Here is a 23,527-nt window from a genome sequence, read left to right as displayed (position 1 = left end):
TCCAAAACGAAATCCAAAGACGCCTTCCGCGGCGCCTCACCGGTCCTGAAGCGCGAAGCAGCCCTTCCCGGCCGTCTTCAGGGCGGTGCAGGCCGCATCGGCCTTCGTCGCGGCGAAGCCGGTCAGCCGGGCCTTGTAGAGACCGCCGGAGCGGACGACCGCAGGGCTGGTGCCGGCGGCAAGGGCGCCCAAGCTCTTGGCCGTGGCGCGAGCGCTACTCTGTGCGGCGGCATGGCTGGCGAAGGCGCCGACCTGGATGGACCAGGGACCGCCGGTGGATTTCGCAGCCGACGGCTTCACCGCAGGGGCGCCCACGCTCACCGCCGTGCTGCGCTGGGCGATCGAGGCGCTGTTCCTGGTGATCAGCAGATCCGGCTGCACGGGCGCCGGCCTGGCCGGGCTGGTCGGGCGCTTGAAGCCGGCATCCAGCAGGTCGGCCACCCGGTCGTCGCGGGAGTTGGCGCTGTGCCCGCCCATCACCACCGCGATCAGGCGGCGGCCGTCCCGCACCGCCGAGGCGGCGAGGTTGAAGCCGGAGGCGGCGATATAGCCGGTCTTGATGCCGTCCATGCCGGGATAGCGCGCCATCAGGCGGTTGTGGCCATAGACCGTGTCGCCCTGCCAGTCGAAGCTGCGGCGCTGAAAATAGGCGTAATGGCGGGCGTGGCCGCGGATCAGCGCACGGGACAGGATCGCCATGTCGCGCGCCGTCGTCCGCTGCAACCGGTCGGGCAGGCCCGACGCGTTGCGGAAGACCGTGCGGCGCATGCCGAGCGCGTGGGCACGGGCGGTCATCTTCGCGGCGAAGGCCGTCTCGCTGCCGCCCAGCGCCTCGCCCAGCACCACTGCCACGTCGTTGGCCGAGCGGGTGACCAGCGCCAGGATCGCCTGCTCCACCGTGATGGTGCTGCCGGGGGCCAGCCACAGCCGCGACGGCGGCATCGACGCGGCATGCTGCGACACCACGAGGCTCTGGTCCAGCCGCAGCGAGCCGCGCTCCAGCGCCTCGAAGGTCAGCATCAGCGTCATCATCTTCGTCAGCGACGCCGGATAGGTCAGGGTGTCGGCATTGCGCCCCTGCAGGACCGTGCCGCTGCCGGCGTCCATCAGGATTTCCGCGGCGACCGGCAGGGAAGTCTTCTTCGCCGAGCGCTTGGCCAAGGCCGGCAGGGGCGTCAGCAGGACCGCGACCAGAACCGTGAGAACGGTCAGGGAGAGCAGCAGCGTCGAGACGCGGGCGAGCGGGTGCATCGTCTCAGGTCTCCCTAGATGCCGGGGGAAAGGCGGGACAGGATGGGGCAGGGCAGCAGGCGTCATCCGCCGGCCGGGCCGTTGGAAGGGCTGTCGGAAAGGCCGTCGGACAGGAGTTTCCGCACCATGGCGCGGAAGGCGTCGACCGCCACCGGCTTGGCCAGCATGCGCATGTTGCGGCCAAGCCCATCCTCGCCGTCGCCGCGCCTGTCGTCCAGGGCTTGAAAGGCATAGCCGGTCAGGAACAGGACCTTCAGATCGGGATAGTGCGCCTGCGCCACCTCCGCCAGCTGACGGCCGTTCAGGCCGGGCAGCCCGACATCGGTCACCAGCAGGTCGACCGGTGGATTTGGCCCGGCCACGCCTTCGGTTCCCGCTTGGGCATTTGTCAGTTGGGCAAGCGCCGAGGTGCCGTCGGCGGCTTCCAGCGTGGTATAGCCGTCGCTTTCCAGCACCTCCACCAGCAGCATGCGGACCAGCTCCTCGTCCTCCACCACCAGCACGGTGCCCCGGCCGGTCCGGCCGGGCGGCAGCGCAGGCAGGGCGGCGGGCTCCGCCTGCCCGGTGCAAGCGGCGGCGGCATGATCGCGCGGCAGGTGGAGATGCACCGCGGTGCCGCGGCCGACCGCGCTGTCGATGCGGACGAATCCCCCGGACTGGTGGGCGAAGCCATAGAGCTGGCTCAGCCCCAGGCCGGTGCCCTGGCCGATCGGCTTGGTGGTGAAGAAGGGCTCGAAGACGCGGGCCAGCACGTGCGCCGGCATGCCGGTTCCGCTGTCGCGCACGGTCAGCACCGCATAGTCGCCGGCCTCCACCCCGGGATCGTTGACGAGGTCGGCCGGTGCGAACGCGGCGTTGGCGGTTTCAACCGTCACGCACCCGCCGTCGGGCATGGCGTCGCGGGCGTTGATCACCAGGTTCAGCAGGGCGCTTTCGATCTGGTTCACGTCGGCACGGACCGGCCACAACGGCTCCCCCAGCGGCTCCCCCAGCCGCCGCTCCAGCCGGATGTGCTCGCCCACCGAGCGGCCCAGCAGGTCCCACAGCCCGGCCACCAGCGCGTTCAGGTCGACGCGCTCCGGCTTCAGCGGCTGGCGCCGGGCGAAGGCCAGCAGGCGCCGGGTCAGGGTAGCGGCCCGGTCCACCGCGGCGCGGGCGGTGGCGGTGAAGGGGGCGATGTCGCTGCGCCCGGCCGACAGCCGCTGGTCGATCAGTTCCAGGCTGCTGCCGATCGCCTGCAGCAGGTTGTTGAAGTCGTGGGCGACACCGCCGGTCAGCTGGCCGACCGCCTCCATCTTCTGCGCCTGGGCCAGGGCCTCGCGCGCCTCATCCAGCGCCTGCTGGGCCTTGCGGCGCTCGGTGATGTCGCGGGTAATCTTGGCGAAGCCGCGCAAGGTCCCGGTCTCGTCACGGATGGGGTCGATGACGACGCTGGCCCAGAAGCGGGTGCCGTCCTTGCGCAGGCGCCAGCCCTCCGCCTCGAACCTGCCCTCCGACAGGGCGGCGGCAAGCGCGCGCTGCGGCATGTCGGCGGCGCGGTCCTCCGGCGTGTAGAAGCTGGAGAAATGCCGGCCGATGATCTCGTCGGCGGCATAGCCCTTCATCCGGGCCGCCCCAGCATTCCAGCTGCGGACGACGCCGGTGGGATCGAGCATGAAGATCGCATAGTCGACCACGCTCTGGACCAGCAGCCGGAACTGCCGTTCGCCGGAGATGGGCTCCCAGGCGGGCGCGACACGTTCGTCCTTCATAACAAAGACTTTCCGGAACACGGGGGAGAGTGAGACACGGGAAGTCCGATGATTCCCGTTCGATGCCGACGGGGTCAATAATCCAATGCGAATAGTCGGGTATTATTCCGCCGCATCACGCGGGATATTCCGGGATTGATCCGGCGCGATTTGAGGGCGGGAAAATTCGATAATAGGGAAATTCGCGGGGGAATTTACGGTCGGGACGGAAAAACGACCGTCGCGAGAAAAGAGCGGGCATGAGAAAGGGGCGGGGCGGCGGACCGCCCCGCAAGATCCCTTTGGCGCAAGCTCAGCGCGGGGCCAGCACCATGACCATCATGCGGCCTTCGACCCGGGGCATCTGCTCGACCTTGGCGATGTCCTGGAGCTGGTCACGCACGCGGACGAGCACGTTCAGACCGAGATCCTGGTGCGCCATCTCGCGACCGCGGAAGCGCATGGTCATCTTGACCTTGTCGCCTTCCTCGATGAAGCGGATGGCGGAGCGCATCTTCACGTCATAATCGTGATCGTCGATGTTCGGCCGAAGTTTGATTTCCTTCAGCTCGATGATCTTCTGCTTCTTCCGCGCCTCGTTGGCCTTCTTCTGCTCCTCGAAACGGAACTTGCCGTAATCGAGGATCTTGCAGACAGGCGGATCCGCCTGGGGCGCCACTTCGACGAGGTCGAGGTCGGCATCCGCGGCGGCTTCCAGCGCTTGGCGGAGCGGCACCACGCCGACCATCTCGCCGTCGGCGCCGACGAGGCGGACCATACGGGCGGTGATTTCACGGTTGAGGCGCGGGCCTTCGCGGACGGGGTCCGCGTCGTAGAGCTTGGCTATGGTGATCTCCTGTGGTTGTGGATAGGTAGAAAGGGACGAGCCCGGGCCGATAGGGTCAGCCCAGGATGTCGAGCACAATCTGCCGCAGTTCGCCCCGGGTCAAGCCGGACGGCTCGGGACTGGAGCGAAAATCGGGCTTTTTGCTCTCAACTGCGGCGAATTGGCCAGCGGTGAGGCGGGTGGAGGCCCGTTGGACCGGCGCAAAGGCGGGCGGGGCGGCAAAATGGCCGGCGGTCTGCGAAAGGGCGGAAACGATCGGGGTCGTCATGAAAATTCTCCAGGCCGGATGGGCGGACCGATGGATTTCGGTGCCGGCCGGCTCTTGTTTGTGTGGCGTCGTGAACAGGAGCCTCCTGCGGCGGTGTTGCGCCGCGGCGGCTCCGATAAAGCAAAACAGGCCCCGGTATGGGCATGTTCCAAACGGCCGGCGCCCCCACGAAGGCTCTCTCCCGTCGGAACGGGAAAGGTGGGGGACGGCACAGCCCGAGCGGTTCTGCCCAGACGGTTTTCGGCTTTTCTCCAGATGGGGAGCGGGGTGGGATTTTCAAGCCGTTCCGCACCGGTTCCCCATCTTGCCGCCGGACCCGCAGGGAACGTGGGAAGCCCTCGATGGTTTCGTCTCCACCGGACCTGACGATCGGGACGGGCGGGGCCGAAGGAGGGTGGCGATGCGGTGGCAGGGCGGACGGGAAAGCGAGAATGTCGAGGACCGCCGCGGACAGGGAGGCCTGGGCGGCGGGGCCGGGCTTGGAGGCGGGGGCTTCCGCATCGGCCCGGGCGGGCTGGGCGTCGGCGGCGTCATCGTGGTGCTGCTGGTCTCGATGGTGCTGGGGGTCGATCCCACCGTGCTGCTGGGCGGCGGCGAGCAGGGCGACCGGACCACGGCGGGCCGCACCCAGATCGGCGAGGCCGCCCCGCGCAGCCAGGCCGACGACGAGCTGAAGCGCTTCGTCTCCGTCGTGCTGGCCGACACCGAGGACACCTGGCAGGGCCTGTTCCAGCAGATGGGGCGCCAGTACCAGGACCCGGCGCTGGTGCTGTTCACCGGCACGGTGTCGTCGGGCTGCGGCCGGGCCCAGGCGGCGATGGGGCCCTTCTACTGCCCGATGGACCGCAAGCTCTATATCGACCTCGGCTTCTACCGCGAGCTGCGCGACCGCTTCCAGGCGCCGGGCGACTTCGCCCAGGCCTACGTCATCGCCCATGAGGTCGGCCACCATGTGCAGAACCTGCTGGGCATCTCCGACAAGGTGCAGGCGGCCCAGCAGCGGGCGGGCGGCCAGGCCGAGGCCAATGCCCTGTCGGTGCGGCTGGAGTTGCAGGCCGACTGCTTCGCCGGCATCTGGGGCAACCACGCCAACCGCGACCGCAAGATGCTGGAGCCCGGCGACGTCGAGGAGGCGCTGACCGCCGCCAGTGCCATCGGCGACGACCGCCTGCAACGTCAGGCACGCGGCACCGTCAGCCCCGACAGCTTCACCCATGGCAGTTCCGCCCAGCGCGTCCGCTGGTTCCGCACCGGCCTGGAAAGCGGCCGGCTGGAAGCCTGCGACACCTTCGGCACGGACCGGCTGTGAAGGCTGGAGAGAGGCCTAACCTCCCGGCCCGCGCATGAGCCGCAGATAGTCGAGCACACGGGCGGTGCGCCAGTCGGGGTCGGCCCAGCAGGCGGCTTCCCGGGCGCGGCGGCAGGCGGCGACCGCCTCCAGCCGGGGCTGGCCGGTCAGCGGGCGCAGGTCGGCGGGGATGGCGGCAAGACAGGTGGCGGCAAGGTCGGCCGGCGGGGCGGGGCCGGTCTCCAGCCAGCGTTCGGCCTGCTCGAACCGGTCGCGGCACATCAGCGCGATCATGTAGTCGCAGGCCGATTGCAGGCCGGGCGCCAGCCGGCCGGGACTGACCGACAGCATCGGCAGCAGCGGGGCCAGCGTCGGCGCCAGATGGTTGGCGTAGAGCGTCGCCCCCCAATACCGCTCCGCCGTCTGCCGGAAATGGTCGAGGTCGCGCACCGGCACCAGGCCGGACTCCGCGACGGGCAGGATCTCCACCTTCGGCTTGGTGACCACCACCGTGTCGTTCGACACGTCGACATAGAGCGCCCCGATCTGGAGCGCGTTCTGGAAATACTGCCCGCGCAGGACTCCCCAGACGCTGTGCAGAACGCCGCCCCCCTCGACGAAGGCGCGCAGCGCGCGCTCCACCGGCCCGGCCGGCTGGGCCAGACGCTGCGACAGGCGGGCGAAGAGGTCGCGGGTGATCTCCTCGCAGCGGCCATAGGGATAGGGCTTGCCGCCGGCCGGCGGCAGGCCGGCGAGCGCCCGGTCGCTCTCCTCGCGCAGGTCCATGAAATAGCCGAAGAGGGCCGCCGGGTCGCCGCCCAGATGGAGGGCGGTCAGCGCCGACTGGCGGTCGTCCACCGGGGCGATCTCTTGGGGAAGACGGGGCGGGTGCCGGGTTGTCATGGCGGGTTGGTCTGGGCGAGTGGGCGGAGAGAGTCCGGGGAAGTTGGCACCCTTCCCGGTCCCGGCGCCAGGGTTTCCGATCCCCAGGCTCCCATGGACGGGTCCTGCCGGCGGAAGGGGGGGTTGCGCAAAGCCATCCCGCCCGTCACACATTCGCCGACCGCAGGCGGGACACCTGTCCGGGCGGTCCAGTCCTTTCGAACGGAACGGCACGATGAGCACAGCGGACACCCAGCCCGACATGCAGGCACCCGACATCCAGTCCCTGGAAAGCGCCTATCGCGGCCGCAGCGCGCGGGTGGCGGTGGTCGGGCTCGGCTATGTCGGGCTGCCGCTGGCCCTGGCGCTGACCGGGGCCGGCTTCACGGTCACCGGCTTCGACATCGACCCGGCCAAGGCGGCGGCGCTGAACGGCGGACGCTCCTACATCCGGCAGATCGCCGACGGGCGCGTCGCGGAGGCGGTGGCGACCGGCCGGTTCCGGGCGACGACCGATGCCGACGCATTCGCCGCCTGCGATGCCGTGATCGTCTGCGTCCCCACCCCGCTGTCGCCGCAGCGCGAGCCGGACCTGAGCTTCGTCGAGGCCTCCACCCGGCTGATCCGCGACCGGCTGCGCCGCGGCCAGCTGGTGATCCTGGAATCGACCACCTGGCCCGGCACCACCGACGAGGTGATGCGGCCGATCCTGGAGGAGACCGGGCTGGCCAGCGGCCGCGACTTCTTCCTGGCCTACTCGCCCGAGCGCGAGGACCCCGGCAACATCGACTTCACCACCAGCACCATCCCCAAGGTGGTCGGCGGCGACGACGAGGGCGCGCGCCGGCTGGCGGTGGCGCTCTACGAGCAGGTGGTGCCGCAGGTGGTGCCGGTGTCGGGCACGCGGGCGGCGGAGGCGACCAAGCTGACCGAGAACATCTTCCGCTCGGTCAACATCGCCCTGGTGAACGAGCTGAAGATCGTCTTCGAGCCGATGGGCATCGACATCTGGGAGGTGATCGAGGCGGCGAAGACCAAGCCCTTCGGCTTCATGCCCTTCTATCCCGGCCCCGGCCTGGGCGGCCACTGCATCCCGATCGACCCCTTCTACCTGACCTGGAAGGCGCGCGAGTACCAGATCTCCACCCGCTTCATCGAGCTGGCGGGCGAGGTCAACACGATGATGCCGCGCCATGTGGTCGACCGCCTCGCCCTGGCGCTCGACCGGCAGGCCGGGATCGGGCTCAGCCGGTCGCGCATCCTGCTGGTCGGCATGGCCTACAAGAAGAACGTCGACGACAGCCGGGAATCGCCGGGGCTGCGGCTGATGGAGATGCTGCTGGAGCGCGGGGCCGCGGTCGAGTACCACGACCCCTTCATCCCCGTGCTGCCGGTCACCCGCGAGCATGCCGCCCTTGCCGGCCGCCGGTCCGTCGAGTGGACGGCGGAGCGGCTCGCCGGCTTCGACGCGGCAGTGATCGTCACCGACCATGACGGCATCGACTGGCAGGGCCTCGCCGCCCACTGCCCGCTGGTGATCGACACCCGCAACGCCATGCGGGCCGTCGAGGGCTTCGCCGACCGCATCGTGAAGGCCTGAAGCGCGGGGCAGAGCCGCAGGCGGTTGCGACAGCGTGGAACGTGCCGGGCGGGGGCGTTCCATCGCCAGGGCCGATGGGAAAGACAGCTGGAGAGACGGCTGGAACAGCGTGGAACAGGCCGGACGCTGCCGTTCCATCCGGCGGACCGGCTGCTGGGTCGGCGGCGGGGCCGGATGGAACGCTGTGGAACAGGCCGGACGGCGGCGTTCCATCGGTCGGTGAAGTCCCCTCCCACGCCTTGGCGCAGGCGATCCTGAACAGGGGGGAGGGGAAGGCATGGCGTCGGCTCCGCAACGGTGAGTCCGACGCCATCATATAGGAATTTTCTCCGCAATGGCGGCACTCAGTTCAACGGAGCGCCGCCATCAGGGATGGACTCATACCAGTGCCGGAAAGCTCCGACCTGTGGTCGGCACTTTCCAGCCCCTCAGACGCCGGGCGGCCCGCGTCCGCGGGCCTTGGCTTCGCGGGCATGTGCCCGCGCGGCCGCCGTCGCGGCCGATACCAGGGTCAAAAAGTCAAAACTTTCTGACCCTGGTATCACATCTCCTCTTCGCCGCCGAAATCGCCCCAGCCGCTGTCCTCGACCGTCTGTTCGACATGGTCGGTGGCGGCGGTGGCCGCATCGGTGGCGGCACCGGCGGCCTCGGCCGCCACCGCCTCGCCGCCGGAGAACATGCTGGAGAGCGCGCTGCCGATCAGCATGCCGCCGGCGACGCCGGCCGCCGTCTGCATGGCGCCGGCCATGAAGCCGCCGCCGGCCCGCGGCTGCTGGGCATAGCCGGCGACGCGCGGGTCGCCATAGGCGGGCGTGCCCGATGCCGCCGGCGGACGGCCCCAGGGCGAGCCGGCCGGCATGGCGGCCGCAGGGGCGGCGGCGGCCGGGGCAGACGCCGGATATGAGGGCTGCGGAGCGGGACGGCTGCTGCCACCGAACAGGCTGCCGAACAGGCCGCCGCCGGACTGGGCCGGGGCGGCGGGAGCGGCGGCGGGACGCTCGCGCAGCTGGCGCTCCAGCTCCTCGTTGCGGCCCTGCGAGGCGGCGAGCGCCTGCTCCATCATCACGATGGCCTGGGCCATCAGGTAGGGGGCGGCCGGCTGGCGGGCGATCCGCTCGCGGATCAGCGCCTCGGCCTCGGGATCGCGCGGGCCGGATTGCGCCTCGGCCTGATGCAGCTTGGCGAACAAGTCGTCGATGATCTGGCGTTCGGTGTGGTCCATGGCGATGCTCGTCTTCATCAAAAGGTTGGGAATGAGGCGGGGGAAGACTTCAGGGGCTCGGTCCCGGGCCCGGCGCCCCGAAGGCGCACGAAACCGACCGCCCGAAGGGCGGCAAGCCGACCGCCAGGAGCGGCGGCGAAGCCGTGCGGCGCGCCGGAGGGTCGACGCGCTTTGCGGAAAGGTCGGGAGCGGGGAATGCCGGAGGCCGGGGGCGCTGTCTCAGGGGCAAGGGCATCAGTCCCTCCAAGTGCGGTCACGCCCGTCGGCGCAAGAGCAGGTGAAGAGATCCGACATCGCGACCACGTCTAAGTCGCCAGAGGGGCCCGGATCCGGTTGTAGAGCACGTGGCCCCGTTCCGGCCTGCTTTCAAGACACCCCGCTTGCCTTTTCCTTAGATAAGAACATATTGCGAACATCTGGAAGGAAGAGGGAAGCCATCGCGGTGGACGACGCGCTGCTCGACAAACTCGAAATCCTGGCGGATGCGGCGAAATACGACGCCTCCTGCGCATCGTCGGGGGCGAAGCGGCGGACGGGCGGGCCGGACGGCATCGGTTCGACCACCGGCGCCGGCATCTGCCACGCCTATACCCCGGACGGGCGCTGCGTCTCGCTGCTCAAGATCCTGCTGACCAACTACTGCCTGTTCGACTGCGCCTACTGCATCAACCGCCGTTCCTCCAACGTGCGGCGCGCACGGTTCAGCGTCGACGAGGTGGTGCAGCTGACGCTGGGCTTCTACAAGCGCAACTGCATCGAAGGGCTGTTCCTGTCCTCCGGCATCATCCGCTCGCCCGACCACACGATGGAACAGCTGATGCTGGTGGCGCGCACGCTGCGGCGCGACCATGGCTTCGCCGGCTACATCCACCTGAAGACGATCCCGGAGGCCAGCCCCTGGCTGATCGAGCAGGCCGGGCTGTGGGCCGACCGGCTGTCGATCAACCTCGAACTGGCCTCCGACCGCAGCCTGAAGGAGTTCGCGCCGGAGAAGGACGGCAGCTCGATCAAGGCGGTGATGGGACAGGTCGGCGAACGCATTTGGCAAGCCAAGGAGGAGAAGCGGCGCTTCTCCCCCGCCGGGCAGAGCACCCAGATGATCGTCGGCGCCGACGCCTCCACCGACCTGTCGGTGCTGGAGACCAGCGACACGCTCTATCGCCGCTATGGGCTGCGCCGGGTCTATTATTCCGCCTTCAGCCCGATCCCGGAGGCCAGCTCCGCCCTGCCGGCCAAGCCGCCGCCGCTCCAGCGCGAGAACCGGCTGTACCAGGCCGACTGGCTGCTGCGCTATTACGGCTTCACGGTGGACGAGATCGCCGCCGGGGGCGAGGGCGGGATGCTGGATCTGGGCATCGACCCCAAGCTGGCCTGGGCCCTGAAGAACCGCGAGCGCTTCCCGGTGGACGTCAACAGCGCTGACCGCGAGATGCTGCTGCGCGTGCCGGGGCTGGGGGCGCGGGCGGTCGACAAGATCGTCGAGGCGCGGCGCCACACCACCCTGCGGCTGGAGGATGTGGCGCGGCTGTCGTCGGGGCTGAAGCGGGCGCGCGCCTTCCTGATCGCCGCCGACCACCATCCGGGCGGGCTGACCGACCGCGCCGATCTGCGGCAAAGGCTGGTGGCGCCGCCCAAGCAGCTCAGCCTGTTCTGAGGGGCCGAGCCATGCGGCATGTGGAGCTAAGAGACGGCGCCGACCTGGACGGCTTCCGCCATGCGCTGCGCGGGCTGGTCGCGCTCGGCGCCGATCCGGACGGGGTGGTGTGGAGCCGCGGGGCGATGCCGTCGTTGTTCGGTGATGCGGAGCCCTTGCCAGCCGACGCGCCGCCGGTTCCGCTGCCCCGCCCGGTGGGGGCGCTGATCGAAAGCGTGGTCTGCCACCGCGATCCGGAGCGCTATGGCCTGCTGCACCGGCTGGTCTGGCGGGTGGTGCGGGGGGAGCGCGACATTCTCGACCACCATGCCGACCCGCTGGTCCACCGGCTGGCGCTGCTGGACAAGGCGGTGCGGCGCGACCTGCACAAGATGCACGCCTTCCTGCGCTTCCGCGAGGTTCGCGATCCGGCCAACTCCGAAGACCGGGGCGGGGAGCGCTACGTCGCATGGTTCGAGCCCGACAATTTCATCGTCGAGGCGACCGCGCCCTTCTTCGTCGAGCGGTTCGAGAGCCTGGTCTGGACCATCCTGACGCCGGTGGGATCTCTGCATTGGGACCGGCGCTCGCTGACGGTCGGGCCGGCGGCTTTGAGGCCGGAAGGGCTCGACCGCGACGACCGCTTCGCCGAGGGCTGGCAGCGCTATTACGAGAGCACCTTCAATCCCGCACGGGTGAACCCGACGGCAATGCGGGCGGAGATGCCGCGGAAATACTGGGCCAATTTGCCGGAGGCCGCGGCCATTCCCGGAATGATCCGCTCCGCCCCCGCCCGCGTCCAGGCGATGATCGAGGCGGAGGCCGCCACCCCCCGCCGCCGCAACCCCGACAAGGCCGTCGCCGCCATGGCCCGGCAGGAGCCGGCGACGCTGGCCGAGCTGAACCGCATCATCCGGGCTGCCGATCCGCTGGTGCCGGGGGCGACGCAGGCGGTTCTGGGCGAGGGGCCGGAGGGGGCCGCCATCGCCATCGTCGGCGAGCAGCCCGGCGACCGGGAGGACATGGAAGGCCGCCCCTTCGTCGGCCCGGCCGGGCAGCTGCTGGACCGCGCACTGGAGGAGGCCGGGATCGAGCGCAGCGCCGCCTACCTGACCAACGCGGTGAAGCATTTCAAGTTCGTCGCCCGCGGCAAGCGCCGCCTGCACCAGTCGCCGACGGCCGGCGAGGTGAAGCATTACCGCTGGTGGCTGATGAAGGAGCTGTCCTTCGTCCGCCCGCGCCTGGTGGTGACGCTGGGCGCCACCGCGGCCCTGGCGCTGACCGGGCGCAGCGTCTCGGTTCTGCGGGAACGCGGGCCAATGGGCTTCGGCGACTGGGAGGGGCTGGTCACCGTCCACCCCTCCTACCTGCTGCGCCTGCCGGCCGGCGAGGGGGCGGAGCAGGCCTACCGCGACTTCGTCGCCGACCTGCGGCGGGCGCGGGGGATGGTGGAGGGGGCGGGTTGACGATCTCCCCTATGATCACAAGGGTTTACGACACTGTTTTCCAAGGAAGCCGAACGATGTCGGACAAGATAGACACGGATTTCACGGATTTGAACACGGATTTCACGGATGTTTTCCGAGACGTAGATGACGTCTGCAAAACACGGCTTCTGCAACCAGAATAAATATCCGTGTAATCCGTGCCTAAATCCGTGAAATCCGTGTCAATATTGTCAAACAATCCACCAGAACGCCAAGGATCCAGCGCCTTCAGATCACCCCGCGCCGCCGCAGCTCCCCGATCACCTGGGCGACCATCGCGTCGGTGCCGTGTTCGGCGCCCTTCAGCGTGATCTCCGGCGCGTCCGGCGGCTCGTAGGCGCTGTCGATGCCGGTGAAGTGCGGGAGCTGGCCGGCTCTCGCCTTCTTGTACAGGCCCTTGGGGTCGCGGGCCTCGCAGACCTCCAGCGGGGTGTCCATGAAGATCTCCAGGAACTCACCGTCCTCCACCAGGGAGCGCGCCATCCGGCGCTCCTCGCGGAAGGGGGAGATGAAGCTGACCAGCACGATCAGGCCGGCCTCCACCATCAGCTTCGACAGCTCGGCGACCCGGCGGATGTTCTCCACCCGGTCCTCGTCGGTGAAGCCCAGATCCCGGTTCAGCCCGTGGCGGACATTGTCGCCGTCGAGGATCATGGTGCGGCGGCCGAGACGGTGCAGCTCCTGCTCCAGCCGGTCGGCGACGCTGGATTTGCCGGAGCCGGACAGGCCGGTGAACCACAGCACGCAGGGCTTCTGCAGGCCGCCCGCCCGCGCCGCCTTGTCGATTTTCGAGGCGTGGCGGTGGATGTTCGACGCCCGGCGCAGCGGGAAGCGGATCATGCCGCAGCCGGCGGTGGCGTTGGTCAGCCGGTCGATCAGGATGAAGCTGCCGGTCTCGCGGCTGTCGGCATAGGCGTCGAATGGGATCGGCCGGTCGAGCGCCAGATTGCAGAAACCGACGTCGTTCAGATCCAGATGCTTGGCGGCGGCATGTTCCTGGGTGTTGACGTTGATGGCGTGCTTCAGCTCCGTCACCTGGGCGCCGACCGTCGCCGTGCCGGCCCGCAGCAGGTAGGAGCGGCCGGGCAGCAGCGGCTGCTCGTCCATCCACACCACATGCGCCGCGAACTGGTCGGCCACCTCCGGCCGGCCGGCGCCGGCGGCGATCATGTCGCCGCGGCTGGCATCGACCTCGTCGGCCAGCACCAGCGTGACCGCCTGTCCGGGCAGCGCCGTCTCCAGATCGCCGTCCATGGTGACGATCCGCGCCACCCGGCTGGTCCGCCCGCCGGGCAGGATGGCGACCTCGTCGCCGGTGCGCAGCGCGCCGCCGGCCACCGTGCCGCAGAAGCCGCGGAAATCCTGGTTGGGCCGGTTCACCCACTGCACCGCCATGCGGAAGGCGCCGAGCTTTTCCTCCGCCGCGGCGTCGACGCTCTCCAGATGGCCGAGCAGGGTGGGGCCGCCGTACCAGCCCATGGCCTCCGACGGCCTGGTGACGTTGTCGCCGGTCAGCGCCGAGACCGGGATGCAGGTGACCTCATCGATGCCGATGCGCTGGGCGAAGACGCGGTAGTCGGCGGCGATCCGCTCGAAGGTCTCGCGGCTCCAGCCGACGGCGTCCATCTTGTTGACCGCCAGCACGACATGGCGCACGCCCAGAAGCGAGACGATGGTGCTGTGGCGCCGGGTCTGGGTCAGCACGCCCTTGCGCGCATCGACCAGCAGCACCGCGGCGTCGGCGGTGGACGCGCCGGTGACCATGTTGCGGGTGTACTGCTCGTGGCCCGGCGTGTCGGCGACGATGAACTTGCGGCGCTCGGTGGTGAAGAAGCGGTAGGCGACGTCGATGGTGATGCCCTGCTCGCGCTCCGCCGCCAGCCCGTCGACCAGCAGGGCAAGGTCGAGCTGGCCGGCGCCGGTGGTGCCGAAGCGGCCCGAATCCGCCTCCAGGCTGGCCAGCTGGTCCTCAAAGAGGCATTTGCAGTCGTAGAGCAGCCGGCCGATCAGCGTCGACTTGCCGTCGTCCACCGAGCCGCAGGTGATGAAGCGCAGCAGATCCTTGCCGTTCTGGCGGGCGAGATACGCCTGCACCTCACTGGCGGCGTCAGAGGGAGCGGCATCCGCAGGAGCGGCGGCGGGGTCGAGATCCGTCAGCATCAGAAGTAGCCTTCCTGCTTCTTCGCTTCCATCGAGGCGGCGGCGTCCTGGTCGATCACCCGGCCCTGCCGTTCCGAACCGGTGGACAGCAGCATCTCGCGGATGATCTCGGGCAGGGTGGCGGCGGTGCTGCGCACGGCCCCGGTCAGCGGATAGCAGCCGAGCGTGCGGAAACGCACCCAGGCCATTTCCGGCACCTCGCCGGGCCTCAGCGGCAGCCGGTCGTCGTCGACCATGATCAGGGTGCCGTCACGCTCCACCACCGGGCGCGGCTTGGCGAAATAGAGCGGCACCACCGGGATGGCCTCCTGGTGGATGTATTGCCAGATGTCCAGCTCGGTCCAGTTCGACAGCGGGAAGACGCGGATGCTCTCTCCCTTGTGGATGCGGCCCTGGTAGAGGTTCCACAGCTCCGGCCGCTGGTTCTTCGGCTCCCAGCGGTGGGAGGATGTCCGGAAGGAGAAGATGCGTTCCTTGGCCCGGCTCTTCTCCTCGTCGCGGCGCGCCCCGCCGAAGGCGGCGTCGAAGCCGTGGGCGTCGAGCGCCTGTTTCAGCGCTTGCGTCTTCATCACGTCGGTGTGGACGGCCGAGCCGTGGCTGACCGGGCCGATGCCCTGGCGCACGCCGTCCCGGTTGATGTGGACCGTCAGGTCCAGCCCGAGATCCTGCGCCATGCGGTCGCGGAACGCGATCATCTCCCGGAATTTCCAGGTCGTGTCGACATGCAGCAGCGGGAAGGGCGGCTTCGACGGATAAAAGGCCTTCATCGCCAGATGCAGCAGGACCGAGCTGTCCTTGCCCACCGAATAGAGCATGACCGGCTTTTGGAACTGGGCCGCCACCTCGCGCATGATGTGGATGCTCTCCGCCTCCAGCCTTTGCAGGTGGGTGAGGCGGGCCGGCGTGGTCAGAATGGCGGGCAGCGCGTCCTCAAGACCGGAAGCGGGAGCGGGCCGGGGGAGATCCCTGGCCGCGGGACGGGTGCCGAGAAGCGGATCAAGAAGCATAGCCGGCCTTCTTCTGCATGTCTCCGGCCACGGCGTCGAACACGGTCCGACGCTTGCGCGACCATTGGATCGGGCGCTTCGACGGGTCGAAGCCTTCGGGTTTGCTGACGGGGGTCCAGCTGACCTCGCCGTTGCTGCGCGAGGCGCGGGACGATCCCAGGATGGGAAGGTCGCCGATCCGCTCGAACGGATAGCGCCCCTCGTCCAGCTCCAGAAAGCGCATGAGGTCGCGGGCCGTGCCGTCGGGGGCGGCCACCGCATCCTCGAAACGGACCAGACGGCAGGCGTCGGCGCTCATCCGGCTCTGCGCCTCCAGCGCCGCCTCGGTGCCGAAGCTCCATTCCCGGCAGACGTCGGCGAAGGTCCGGCCCAGGAAGCGCAGCGGCCAGGTGTCGATGGTGGACTGCACGGCGCGGCGGCCGTCGCGCAGCACGATCAGGCAGCGTTCCGCCGGGAACAGGTAGGGGAAATAGCGCATCATCCGGGTGTGGGGCGACTTGATCACCACCGTCTTGCCGGCCGGGAACTCGGCTTCGATCCGGCGCAGGAAGCCGTTCACCATGTAGCAGAAGGTTTCCAGATCGCTGAACGATTCCCGGTTGCGCCGGTAAAGACGCAGGAAACGCCCCTCGTAGGTCCGCGCATCCTCCAGCGTGTTCAGGAAGGGAAGCTCGCGGATGCCATAGGGATTGACCAGGACGTCGGGATGCAGTTCCAGCAGGCTCTGGAGATAGTTGGTGCCGCTGCGCGGCATCACGCCATGCAGGAAGACGATGCGGGGGGCGGACGCCAGGGCCGGGGCCGGCGCATCGGGCGCCATCCCACGGACGGATCGGGCGACCGAGCGCAGATGGCGGGCGTTCTCCTCGGTGAACCAGGGGTCGAAGAAAGCCGATCTTTCGGTGCTTGGAAGTCGAAGAAGCCGTTTCCCGACGAACCCGATCTCTTTTTGAAGACGATGAACCGCACCGTCACCGAAATGATGTCTTAACGATGTGGCATAGTGATCGGCTGCCAGGGTCTTTCCATTCCAAAACACAACAGCCTCCTTTTGCGTCACCGCGTCCCCGGACAGTCCGGCTTTCCCGTGACCTCGGCAATCGGTGCGTCTTTCCTGAAAATCGGCCAAGCGCCCTCTCTCAAGGCTAGTTATGGTCCTGCCGGATAAGATTTTTTAGCTCCAATACGGATCTAACCCCATGGGCTTACAAATATACGGATGCCATCCTCAATGGTGGATCGGAGTATACGTGGAAACCGCATGAGAATGCATGTCTCTATCTTCACAATAGAGAAGTCACGTTTGATCGATACTCGTCATTTACTGATACGCATAGGGCGGCAACGTCCTGCTTTATCTGTGGCATTAGCCCGTACAGCACGAATCACTCGAATGTTTATTTTATTGTTTTCCTTCGTGATAACGAAAATTCCTGGGCTTTTTCACTACCTCTCCGATCTTTCGGGTAAACGAGGGAAACCGAAGGTCCGTTCCTCCACCCGCTCTTTTTCGGCAGCGCCCGCCTCTTCCACGCCCTTCCGCCACCCCTCCGGCCGGGCCGATGCTTTCGCTTGAACGCCGCCGGAGCGGGGGTTATGGTCGGCCGGCCGCAGACGGGGAATACTTTAAATTGTTCAACTCTCAGTCGGGGAACCCTACGGTAGCGGGTTTCGGCGCCGGTCCCTTTGCCCTTTTCCAGACCGCCTGGCATCACAGGTCGCTGATCCTGCGGCTGGCCCGGCGGGAGATCGACGCCCGGTACCGCGGGTCCGTACTGGGCATCGTCTGGGCGGTGCTGAACCCGATCCTGATGCTGGCGGTCTACACCTTCGTCTTCTCGGTGGTGTTCCAGGCCCGCTGGGGGGCGACGGGTGGAAGCAACACGGAATTCGCCCTGCTGCTGTTCTCCGGCCTGATCCTGTTCAACGTGCTGGGCGAATGCCTGAGCCGGGCGCCCGGCCTCTTGCTGGAGAATGTCAGCTACATCAAGAAGGTGGTCTTCCCGCTGGAGATCCTGCCGCTGGTGTCGCTGGCGGTGGCATTGTTCAACGCCGGCATCGGCTTCGTCATCCTGGTGGTCTTCCATCTGATGGTGGCCGGGCTGCCGCCGCCGACGGCGCTTCTGCTGCCGCTGGTGCTGGTGCCGCTCTGCCTGACCACGCTGGGGCTCAGCTGGTTCTTCGCCGCCGCCGGCGTGTTCCTGCGCGACCTGCGGCAGGTGGTGGGGGTGGCCGTCACCGTGCTGATGTTCCTCAGCCCGATCTTCTATCCGATGACCGCGATCCCCGAGCGCTTCCGCGCCATCCTGCACCTCAATCCGATGACCGCGATCCTGGAGCAGTCGAAGGACCTGCTGTTCTGGGGCCGCGTCCCGTCGCCGGTCGAGTGGGGCCTGGCGACGCTGGGCGCCTGGGTGGTGGCGTGGCTCGGCTATCTCTGGTTCATGAAGACCCGCCGGGGGTTCGCCGATGTCGTCTGAGCCCATGTCGCCCGAGACCGATACCCCCGCCACTCCCGCCGACACCCCTGTCGTCATCCGCGCCGAGGGTCTGGGCAAGGCCTACGCCATCTTCAAGCGCCCGCAGGACCGGCTGAAGCAGATGCTGGTGCGCGGCCGGCGCAAATATTACGACGAGTACTGGGCGCTGCGCGGTGTCGACCTGGAGGTCCGCCGCGGCGAGACGGTCGGGCTGATCGGCCGCAACGGCTCGGGCAAGTCGACCTTCCTCCAGCTGCTCTGCGGCACGCTGACGCCGACCTCCGGCCGCATCGCGGTGGACGGGCGCATCGCGGCGCTGCTGGAGCTGGGCGCCGGCTTCAACCCGGAATTCACCGGCCGCGAGAACGTCTATCTCGCCGCCTCGGTGCTGGGCCTGTCGAACGCGCAGATCGCCGAGCGCTATGAGTCCATCGCCGAGTTCGCGGGCATCGGCGACTTCATCGAACAGCCGGTGAAGCTCTATTCCAGCGGCATGTACGCCCGCCTCGCCTTCGCGGTGGCGGCGCATGTCGATGCCGACATCATGATCGTCGACGAGATCCTGGCGGTCGGCGACGCGTCCTTCACCCAGAAATGCATGCGCTTCATCCACCGCTTCAAGGAGCGCGGCACCCTGTTCTTCGTGTCGCACGACACCGGACAGGTGGTGAACCTCTGCGACCGGGTGGTGTGGCTGGACAACGGGTCGGTGCGGGCCATCGGCCCGGCCAAAGAGGTCTGCCACGACTATCTGGCGGCGCTCTACAGCGACCAGGACACCTCGCGCGGCTTCCGCATCGGCGGGGCGCGCCAGGCGCTGCCCCAGGCCAGGCGCGAGGAGCCGGTGGAGGACGCCCGCGCCGAGCTGCTGAAGGGCTCGCAGCTCCGCAACGCCATCGAGCTGTTCGACTTCAACGACAGCGGCCCCTGGTTCGGCAACCGCGGCGCCACCATCGCCAACGTCTCGATCCTCGATGCCGAGGAGCAGCCGCTCAGCGTGCTGGAGGGCGGCGAGGTCATCGTGCTGAAGGTGGACTGCCGGGCCGACCAGCAGGTCCACCGCCCCATCGTCGGCTTCTACGTGAAGGACAAGCTGGGTCAGAACCTGTTCGGCGACAACACCTTCCTCAGCTACCAGCTCGACCCCGTCACCATCCCGGCCGGGCAGGACTTCGCCGCCCGCTTCCGCTTCCAGATGCCCTACCTGCCCAGCGGCGACTTCTCCATCACCGTGGCGCTCGCCGAAGGCACGCAGGAGGACCACGTCCAGCACCATTGGGTCGAGGACGCGCTGTTCTTCAAGGTCCATGCCAGCCACGTCGTGCGCGGGCTGGTCGGCATGCCGATGCTGGCGATCACGCTGGAAGCGGAAGGGGCGTCAGCCTCCCAGCCGGCCCCCGCGACAAAATAGCGACAGCCCGCGGATCCCCCCGGACTGAGGCAGGAAAACCGCAGTTCCGGGCATTGTTGGGCACCGCAAAGCGGGCTCCGGACAGCGGCTTGCATTCCGGCTTGGTGTCAGCGTATGTGTGTCGGCGGCTGTGACGGGACCGTCCGCCGGGCCTGAAACGGTGCCCCGATGGACCGCTCCCCGCCGCGAAGCCAGGCAGAAGAAGAGGCACAGGTGGATTCGTTTTTGAAGGACCAGGGATCGGACGCTCTCCGTCGTATCTGCCGGCCGATCACGCTCCTGACCCCGGATCTCGTCACGGCGCCGGCCTCCTGGCTCGGCCATGTCCCCTTCGCCTTCTGGATCGTCGAGGCGCTCCGCCCGGACAGCCTGGTGGAGCTGGGAACGCACACCGGCAACTCCTATGCCGCCTTCTGCCAGGCGGTCCGCCATGTCGGGCTGCCGACCTCCTGCTACGCCGTCGACACCTGGGCCGGCGACCCGCAGGCCGGCTTCTACGGCGACGACATCTACAACAAACTCGCCGCCTATCATGACCCGCGCTATGCCGGCTTCTCCCGCCTGCTGCGGATGACCTTCGACGACGCGCTGCTCCATTTCGCCGACGGCAGCGTCGATTTGCTGCACATCGACGGGCTGCACACCTACGAGGCGGTGCGCCACGATTTCGAGACGTGGCTGCCGAAGATGAGCCGCCGCGGCGTGGTGCTGTTCCACGACATCAACGTGCGCAAGGACGATTTCGGCGTCTGGCGCCTGTGGGACGAGATCACCCGCGACCGCCCGTCATTCAGCTTCCAGCATTCCAACGGCCTTGGCGTGCTCGGCGTCGGCGAGGATCTTCCCGACGCGGTGCGCGAGCTGTTCGCCGTGCAGAAGGCCGGCGGCGAGGGGCTGCGGGCCGTCCGCAGCTGGTTCGACCGGCTGGGCGACGCCGCCATCGAGGCCGAGACCATCCAGCGCCTGGAAGAGCAGGAGAAGCACCTGCGCACCGAGGTGGCGATGGTCCGCAAGGTGCTGGACGACCAGATCGCCCACAGCGAAGACCTGAAGGGCATGATCGCGACGCGCGACCGCGACATCGGCGTCATCCAGGGCTGGCTCGGCGACCATCAGGCCGAAATCCGCCGCCAGGGCGATGCGCTCGCCGAAATGGCCCAGGAGCTGGCCGAGCGCGAGCACGAGCTGGCCGACCGCGAACGCAACCTCGCCGCCCACGCCCGCGAGCTGGTGGCGCGCGAACAGGCCATCGCCCATCTGCACGGCGTGGTGGCCAGCCGCGACCAGCACATCCACAGCCTGGTCAACTCGACCTCCTGGAAGCTGTCGGCGCCGGTGCGCAAGCTGGGCCGCCTGACCCAGAAGGCCGGCCGCTTCTACCGCCGCCGCCTGCATGCCATCACGCTGGAGCCGCTGCACGACGTGGTGCCGAGCCCGCAGGGCGGCTACGAGGCGACCGGCAGCGACCCCGCCTTCCTGCTGCGGTCCGACCGCGGCCGGCTGCCCGGCCACTGGTGCGTGATCTCCTACCGGGTGGTCCGCGCCTCGGCCCCGCTGGTGCCGGTGATCTATGTCGACGACGGCAACGGCTTCGACGAGCGGACGATGATCCGCCTGCCGGTCGACACGGTGGGCGAGTTCCGCCAGCTGGCATTGCTGCCGCAGACGGTCAAGGCCCTGCGCTTCGACCCGGCGACCCGGCCGGTGTCCTTCGAGATCGCCGACTTCACCATCCGCGAGATCGGCAAGACCAACATCCTGCTCGACTATGTCCGGCAGAACCAGCCGGCGCGCGTGCTGGACTATCTGCGCCGCCACGGCTGGCAGGCGACCAAGCAGCGCGTCCTGCAGGAGTTGCAGCCGAACCGCTGGTCGGCCGACTACAAGTCCTGGGTGCGGATGTACGACACCCTGACGCCGGAGGACGCGACGGCGATCAAGGCCGACATCGCCCGCCTGCCGGCGCGCCCGCGCTTCTCCATCGTCATGCCGGTCTACAACACGCCGGAGACCTACCTGCGCGAGGCGCTGGACTCCGTGCTGGCCCAGTTCTATCCGGACTGGGAGCTGTGCATCGCCGACGACGCCTCCACCGCCCCGCATGTGCAGACGGTGCTGGCCGAGTACAAGGCGCGCGACAACCGGATCAAGATCGTCCGGCGCGAGACCAACGGCCACATCTCCGCCGCCAGCAACAGCGCGCTGGATCTGGCGACCGGCGATTTCGTGGCGCTGATGGACCATGACGACCGGCTGCCGCCGCACGCCCTCTATGCGGTCGCCGCCGAGCTGGCGCTCCATCCCGACACCGACATCCTCTATTCCGACGAGGACAAGATCGATGCGGACGGCGAGCGCTACGACCCGCACTTCAAGTCCGGCTTCAATCTGGACCTGCTGCACGGCCAGAACATGGTCAACCATTTGGGCGTCTTCCGCCGCTCGCTGATCGAGCGGGCCGGGCGCTTCCGCCTGGGCTTCGAGGGCAGCCAGGACTACGACCTGACGCTGCGCGCGGTCGAGGCGACGGAACCGGCGCGCATCCGCCACATCCCGGCGATCCTCTACCACTGGCGCGTCTTCCCGGATTCCTCGGCCTTCTCCACGGTCGAGCTGCCGCGCGCCACCGCCGCCGCCCACAAAGCGCTGACCGAGCATTTCCAGCGCCGCGGCGTCGACGCCACGGTGGAGACCTCGCCGTCGACCGCCCGCTTCACCCGCATCCGCTACGCCCTGCCGGCCAAGCTGCCGCGGGTGTCGCTGATCGTGCCGACGCGCGACAAGGCCGATCTGCTGAAGGGCTGCGTCGACGGGCTGCTGCACCGCACCGACTATCCGGACCTTGAGATCCTGATCGTCGACAACAACAGCGAGGAAGCGGCGACCTTCGCCTATTTCGACACGCTGAAGGACGAGCCGCGGGTGCGGGTGCTGACCTACAAGGCGCCCTTCAACTACTCCTCGATCAACAACTTCGCCGCCGCCGAGGCGACCGGCGCGGTGCTGGGCCTGATCAACAACGACATCGAGGTGATGGAGCCGGGCTGGCTGGCCGAGATGGTCTCCCATGCCCTGCGGCCGGAGGTCGGCGCCGTCGGCGCCAAGCTCTACTACGCCGACGGCACCATCCAGCATGCCGGCGTCGTCACCGGCATCTGCGGCGTGGCCGGCCATGTCCACAAGGGCCTGACCCGCGACGCCTACGGCTATTTCAGCCGGGCCCAGCTGACCCAGGACCTGTCCTGCGTCACCGCCGCCTGCCTGATCCTGCGCAAGGAGATCTTCGACGAGGTCGGCGGGCTGAACTCCGAGAAGCTGGCCGTCGCCTTCAACGACGTCGATTTCTGCCTGCGCATCCGCGAGAAGGGCTATCTGGTCGTCTGGACGCCCTTCGCCGAGCTGTACCATCTGGAATCGGCCTCGCGCGGGCCGGACACCGCCCCCGACAAGGTCAAGCGCTTCATGGGCGAGGTGGCCTACATGCAGGAACGCTGGGGCGACAGCCTGCTGGCAGACCCCTATTACAACCCGAACCTGACGCTGGACGCCGAGAATTTCGGGCTGGCCTTCCCGCCGCGCACGGTCAAGCCCTGGCTGCGCAAATCCTGTCCCGAGCTGCGCAAAGAGCGCCTGAAGGAAAGCATCTGAGCCATGGACGTCGTCTCCCTCGACATTCCCGACATCAAGATCATCCGTCCGAAGAAGTTCGGCGACCATCGCGGCTTCTTCTCGGAAACCTACACCAAGAAGACGTTCGAGGCGGCCGGGCTGCATTACGACTTCGTCCAGGACAACCAGTCGCTGTCGGCCGAGGTCGGCACCATCCGCGGCCTGCATTTCCAGCTGCCGCCCTTCGCCCAGGACAAGCTGGTGCGGGTGGTGCGCGGCGCCATCCTCGACGTGGCGGTCGACATCCGGAAGGGTTCCCCCACCTTCGGCCGGCATGTCAGCGCGGTGATCAGTGCTTCGGAATGGAACCAGATCCTGGTGCCGGTCGGCTTCGCCCACGGCTTCTGCACGCTGGAACCGGACACCGAGGTCATCTACAAGGTGACCAACTATTATTCGCCCGAGCATGACCGCGGCCTCCTGTGGAACGACCCGGAGCTCGGCATCGACTGGCCGGTCACGGCGGACAAGGCGCGGTTGTCGGACAAGGACCACAAGCATCCGACCCTGGCGCAGCTGACCGACCTGTTCTGAGGGCGGTTCCGGGTTGGTGGCTCCGGGTTCGGGCACTCAAAGCTTTTGCACAACGGGG

The 23,527-nt window shown here is 68.4% G+C and carries 17 protein-coding genes; 8 read left to right on the top strand and 9 right to left on the bottom strand.

What is annotated here, in order from left to right:
- Positions 1-36: 36 nt before the first annotated feature.
- The 4 genes from CRT60_RS01715 to CRT60_RS01700 all read right to left on the bottom strand — a co-directional run bounded on the left by CRT60_RS01715 (position 37) and on the right by CRT60_RS01700 (position 4,096).
- Positions 37-1,251, bottom strand: coding sequence for a D-alanyl-D-alanine carboxypeptidase family protein (locus CRT60_RS01715; RefSeq protein WP_098734712.1), 1,215 nt, complete (start codon positions 1,249-1,251; stop codon positions 37-39).
- 62 nt (positions 1,252-1,313) lie between these two features.
- A complete protein-coding gene (locus tag CRT60_RS01710; RefSeq protein WP_098734711.1) occupies positions 1,314-3,002 on the bottom strand; it encodes a PAS domain-containing sensor histidine kinase in 1,689 nt (562 codons plus the stop codon).
- Positions 3,003-3,294: 292 nt separating this feature from the next.
- A complete protein-coding gene (gene infC, locus CRT60_RS01705) occupies positions 3,295-3,828 on the bottom strand; it encodes a translation initiation factor IF-3 (protein WP_081506050.1) in 534 nt (177 codons plus the stop codon).
- Between the two features lie 55 nt (positions 3,829-3,883).
- A complete protein-coding gene (locus CRT60_RS01700) occupies positions 3,884-4,096 on the bottom strand; it encodes a hypothetical protein (protein ID WP_098734710.1) in 213 nt (70 codons plus the stop codon).
- A gap of 400 nt (positions 4,097-4,496) precedes the next feature.
- Here CRT60_RS01700 and ypfJ point away from each other — a divergent pair, with 400 nt between their 5' ends.
- The gene (gene ypfJ / locus CRT60_RS01695) at positions 4,497-5,405 is read left to right on the top strand and encodes a KPN_02809 family neutral zinc metallopeptidase (protein ID WP_098734709.1); all 909 of its coding nucleotides are present in this window, start codon (positions 4,497-4,499) and stop codon (positions 5,403-5,405) included.
- A gap of 15 nt (positions 5,406-5,420) precedes the next feature.
- On the opposite strand, the gene CRT60_RS01690 is transcribed toward ypfJ, so the two are convergent.
- Positions 5,421-6,287: a hypothetical protein gene (locus CRT60_RS01690; protein WP_098734708.1), complete on the bottom strand. Its 867-nt coding sequence runs from the start codon at positions 6,285-6,287 to the stop codon at positions 5,421-5,423.
- Between the two features lie 214 nt (positions 6,288-6,501).
- On the opposite strand from CRT60_RS01690, the gene CRT60_RS01685 reads away from it, so the two are divergent.
- Entirely contained in the window at positions 6,502-7,866 is a 1,365-nt protein-coding gene (locus CRT60_RS01685; protein ID WP_098734707.1) for a nucleotide sugar dehydrogenase, read from the top strand.
- Positions 7,867-8,407: 541 nt separating this feature from the next.
- Here CRT60_RS01685 and CRT60_RS01680 read toward each other — a convergent pair.
- Complete coding sequence (locus CRT60_RS01680; protein ID WP_098734762.1) at positions 8,408-9,088, bottom strand: DUF2076 domain-containing protein; 681 nt, start codon at positions 9,086-9,088, stop codon at positions 8,408-8,410.
- A gap of 442 nt (positions 9,089-9,530) precedes the next feature.
- Between CRT60_RS01680 and CRT60_RS01675 the strand changes: the two genes are divergently transcribed.
- On the top strand, positions 9,531-10,742 hold the full coding sequence (locus CRT60_RS01675) for a putative DNA modification/repair radical SAM protein (protein ID WP_098734706.1): 1,212 nt from the start codon (positions 9,531-9,533) through the stop codon (positions 10,740-10,742).
- Positions 10,743-10,753: 11 nt separating this feature from the next.
- Positions 10,754-12,187 carry a UdgX family uracil-DNA binding protein gene (locus CRT60_RS01670; RefSeq protein WP_098734705.1) on the top strand — a complete coding sequence of 478 codons (1,434 nt, stop codon included), beginning with the start codon at positions 10,754-10,756 and terminating at the stop codon, positions 12,185-12,187.
- Positions 12,188-12,436: 249 nt separating this feature from the next.
- Here the strand turns inward: CRT60_RS01670 and cysN are convergent, their stop codons facing one another.
- The 3 genes from cysN to CRT60_RS01655 all read right to left on the bottom strand — a co-directional run bounded on the left by cysN (position 12,437) and on the right by CRT60_RS01655 (position 16,195).
- Positions 12,437-14,368 carry a sulfate adenylyltransferase subunit CysN gene (gene cysN, locus CRT60_RS01665; protein WP_098734704.1) on the bottom strand — a complete coding sequence of 644 codons (1,932 nt, stop codon included), beginning with the start codon at positions 14,366-14,368 and terminating at the stop codon, positions 12,437-12,439.
- Positions 14,368-15,219: a sulfate adenylyltransferase subunit CysD gene (gene cysD / locus CRT60_RS01660; RefSeq protein WP_244592215.1), complete on the bottom strand. Its 852-nt coding sequence runs from the start codon at positions 15,217-15,219 to the stop codon at positions 14,368-14,370. Before cysD ends, cysN begins: the two co-directional genes overlap by 1 nt.
- 145 nt (positions 15,220-15,364) lie before the next feature.
- The gene (locus CRT60_RS01655) at positions 15,365-16,195 is read right to left on the bottom strand and encodes a sulfotransferase family protein (RefSeq protein WP_098734703.1); all 831 of its coding nucleotides are present in this window, start codon (positions 16,193-16,195) and stop codon (positions 15,365-15,367) included.
- An 811-nt stretch (positions 16,196-17,006) separates the two neighbouring features.
- Here CRT60_RS01655 and CRT60_RS01650 point away from each other — a divergent pair.
- The 4 genes from CRT60_RS01650 to rfbC all read left to right on the top strand — a co-directional run bounded on the left by CRT60_RS01650 (position 17,007) and on the right by rfbC (position 23,469).
- Positions 17,007-17,855, top strand: coding sequence for an ABC transporter permease (locus CRT60_RS01650; RefSeq protein ID WP_204561567.1), 849 nt, complete (start codon positions 17,007-17,009; stop codon positions 17,853-17,855).
- Positions 17,845-19,266, top strand: a complete 1,422-nt coding sequence (locus tag CRT60_RS01645; RefSeq protein ID WP_244592207.1) for an ABC transporter ATP-binding protein — start codon at positions 17,845-17,847, stop codon at positions 19,264-19,266. Before CRT60_RS01650 ends, CRT60_RS01645 begins: the two co-directional genes overlap by 11 nt.
- A gap of 213 nt (positions 19,267-19,479) precedes the next feature.
- A complete protein-coding gene (locus tag CRT60_RS01640) occupies positions 19,480-22,914 on the top strand; it encodes a glycosyltransferase (RefSeq protein ID WP_244592206.1) in 3,435 nt (1,144 codons plus the stop codon).
- A gap of 3 nt (positions 22,915-22,917) precedes the next feature.
- Positions 22,918-23,469: a dTDP-4-dehydrorhamnose 3,5-epimerase gene (gene rfbC / locus CRT60_RS01635; protein ID WP_098734700.1), complete on the top strand. Its 552-nt coding sequence runs from the start codon at positions 22,918-22,920 to the stop codon at positions 23,467-23,469.
- Positions 23,470-23,527: the final 58 nt, after the last annotated feature.

Source organism: Azospirillum palustre, from assembly GCF_002573965.1.
GTDB classification, from domain to species: Bacteria; Pseudomonadota; Alphaproteobacteria; order Azospirillales; family Azospirillaceae; genus Azospirillum; species Azospirillum palustre.
The sequence above is the reverse complement of the archived record's forward strand: the minus strand, read 5'-3'. Positions and strand labels throughout refer to the sequence as shown.

Coding starts and splice junctions, on each gene's coding strand:
- CRT60_RS01715 (WP_098734712.1), bottom strand. CDS start 1,251: ATGCACCCGCTCGCCCGCGTCTCGACGCTGCTGCTCTCCCTGACCGTT.
- CRT60_RS01710 (WP_098734711.1), bottom strand. CDS start 3,002: ATGAAGGACGAACGTGTCGCGCCCGCCTGGGAGCCCATCTCCGGCGAA.
- CRT60_RS01700 (WP_098734710.1), bottom strand. CDS start 4,096: ATGACGACCCCGATCGTTTCCGCCCTTTCGCAGACCGCCGGCCATTTT.
- ypfJ (WP_098734709.1), top strand. CDS start 4,497: ATGCGGTGGCAGGGCGGACGGGAAAGCGAGAATGTCGAGGACCGCCGC.
- CRT60_RS01690 (WP_098734708.1), bottom strand. CDS start 6,287: ATGACAACCCGGCACCCGCCCCGTCTTCCCCAAGAGATCGCCCCGGTG.
- CRT60_RS01685 (WP_098734707.1), top strand. CDS start 6,502: ATGAGCACAGCGGACACCCAGCCCGACATGCAGGCACCCGACATCCAG.
- CRT60_RS01680 (WP_098734762.1), bottom strand. CDS start 9,088: ATGGACCACACCGAACGCCAGATCATCGACGACTTGTTCGCCAAGCTG.
- CRT60_RS01670 (WP_098734705.1), top strand. CDS start 10,754: ATGCGGCATGTGGAGCTAAGAGACGGCGCCGACCTGGACGGCTTCCGC.
- cysN (WP_098734704.1), bottom strand. CDS start 14,368: ATGCTGACGGATCTCGACCCCGCCGCCGCTCCTGCGGATGCCGCTCCC.
- cysD (WP_244592215.1), bottom strand. CDS start 15,219: ATGCGCGAGGTGGCGGCCCAGTTCCAAAAGCCGGTCATGCTCTATTCG.
- CRT60_RS01655 (WP_098734703.1), bottom strand. CDS start 16,195: ATGGCGCCCGATGCGCCGGCCCCGGCCCTGGCGTCCGCCCCCCGCATC.
- CRT60_RS01645 (WP_244592207.1), top strand. CDS start 17,845: ATGTCGTCTGAGCCCATGTCGCCCGAGACCGATACCCCCGCCACTCCC.
- rfbC (WP_098734700.1), top strand. CDS start 22,918: ATGGACGTCGTCTCCCTCGACATTCCCGACATCAAGATCATCCGTCCG.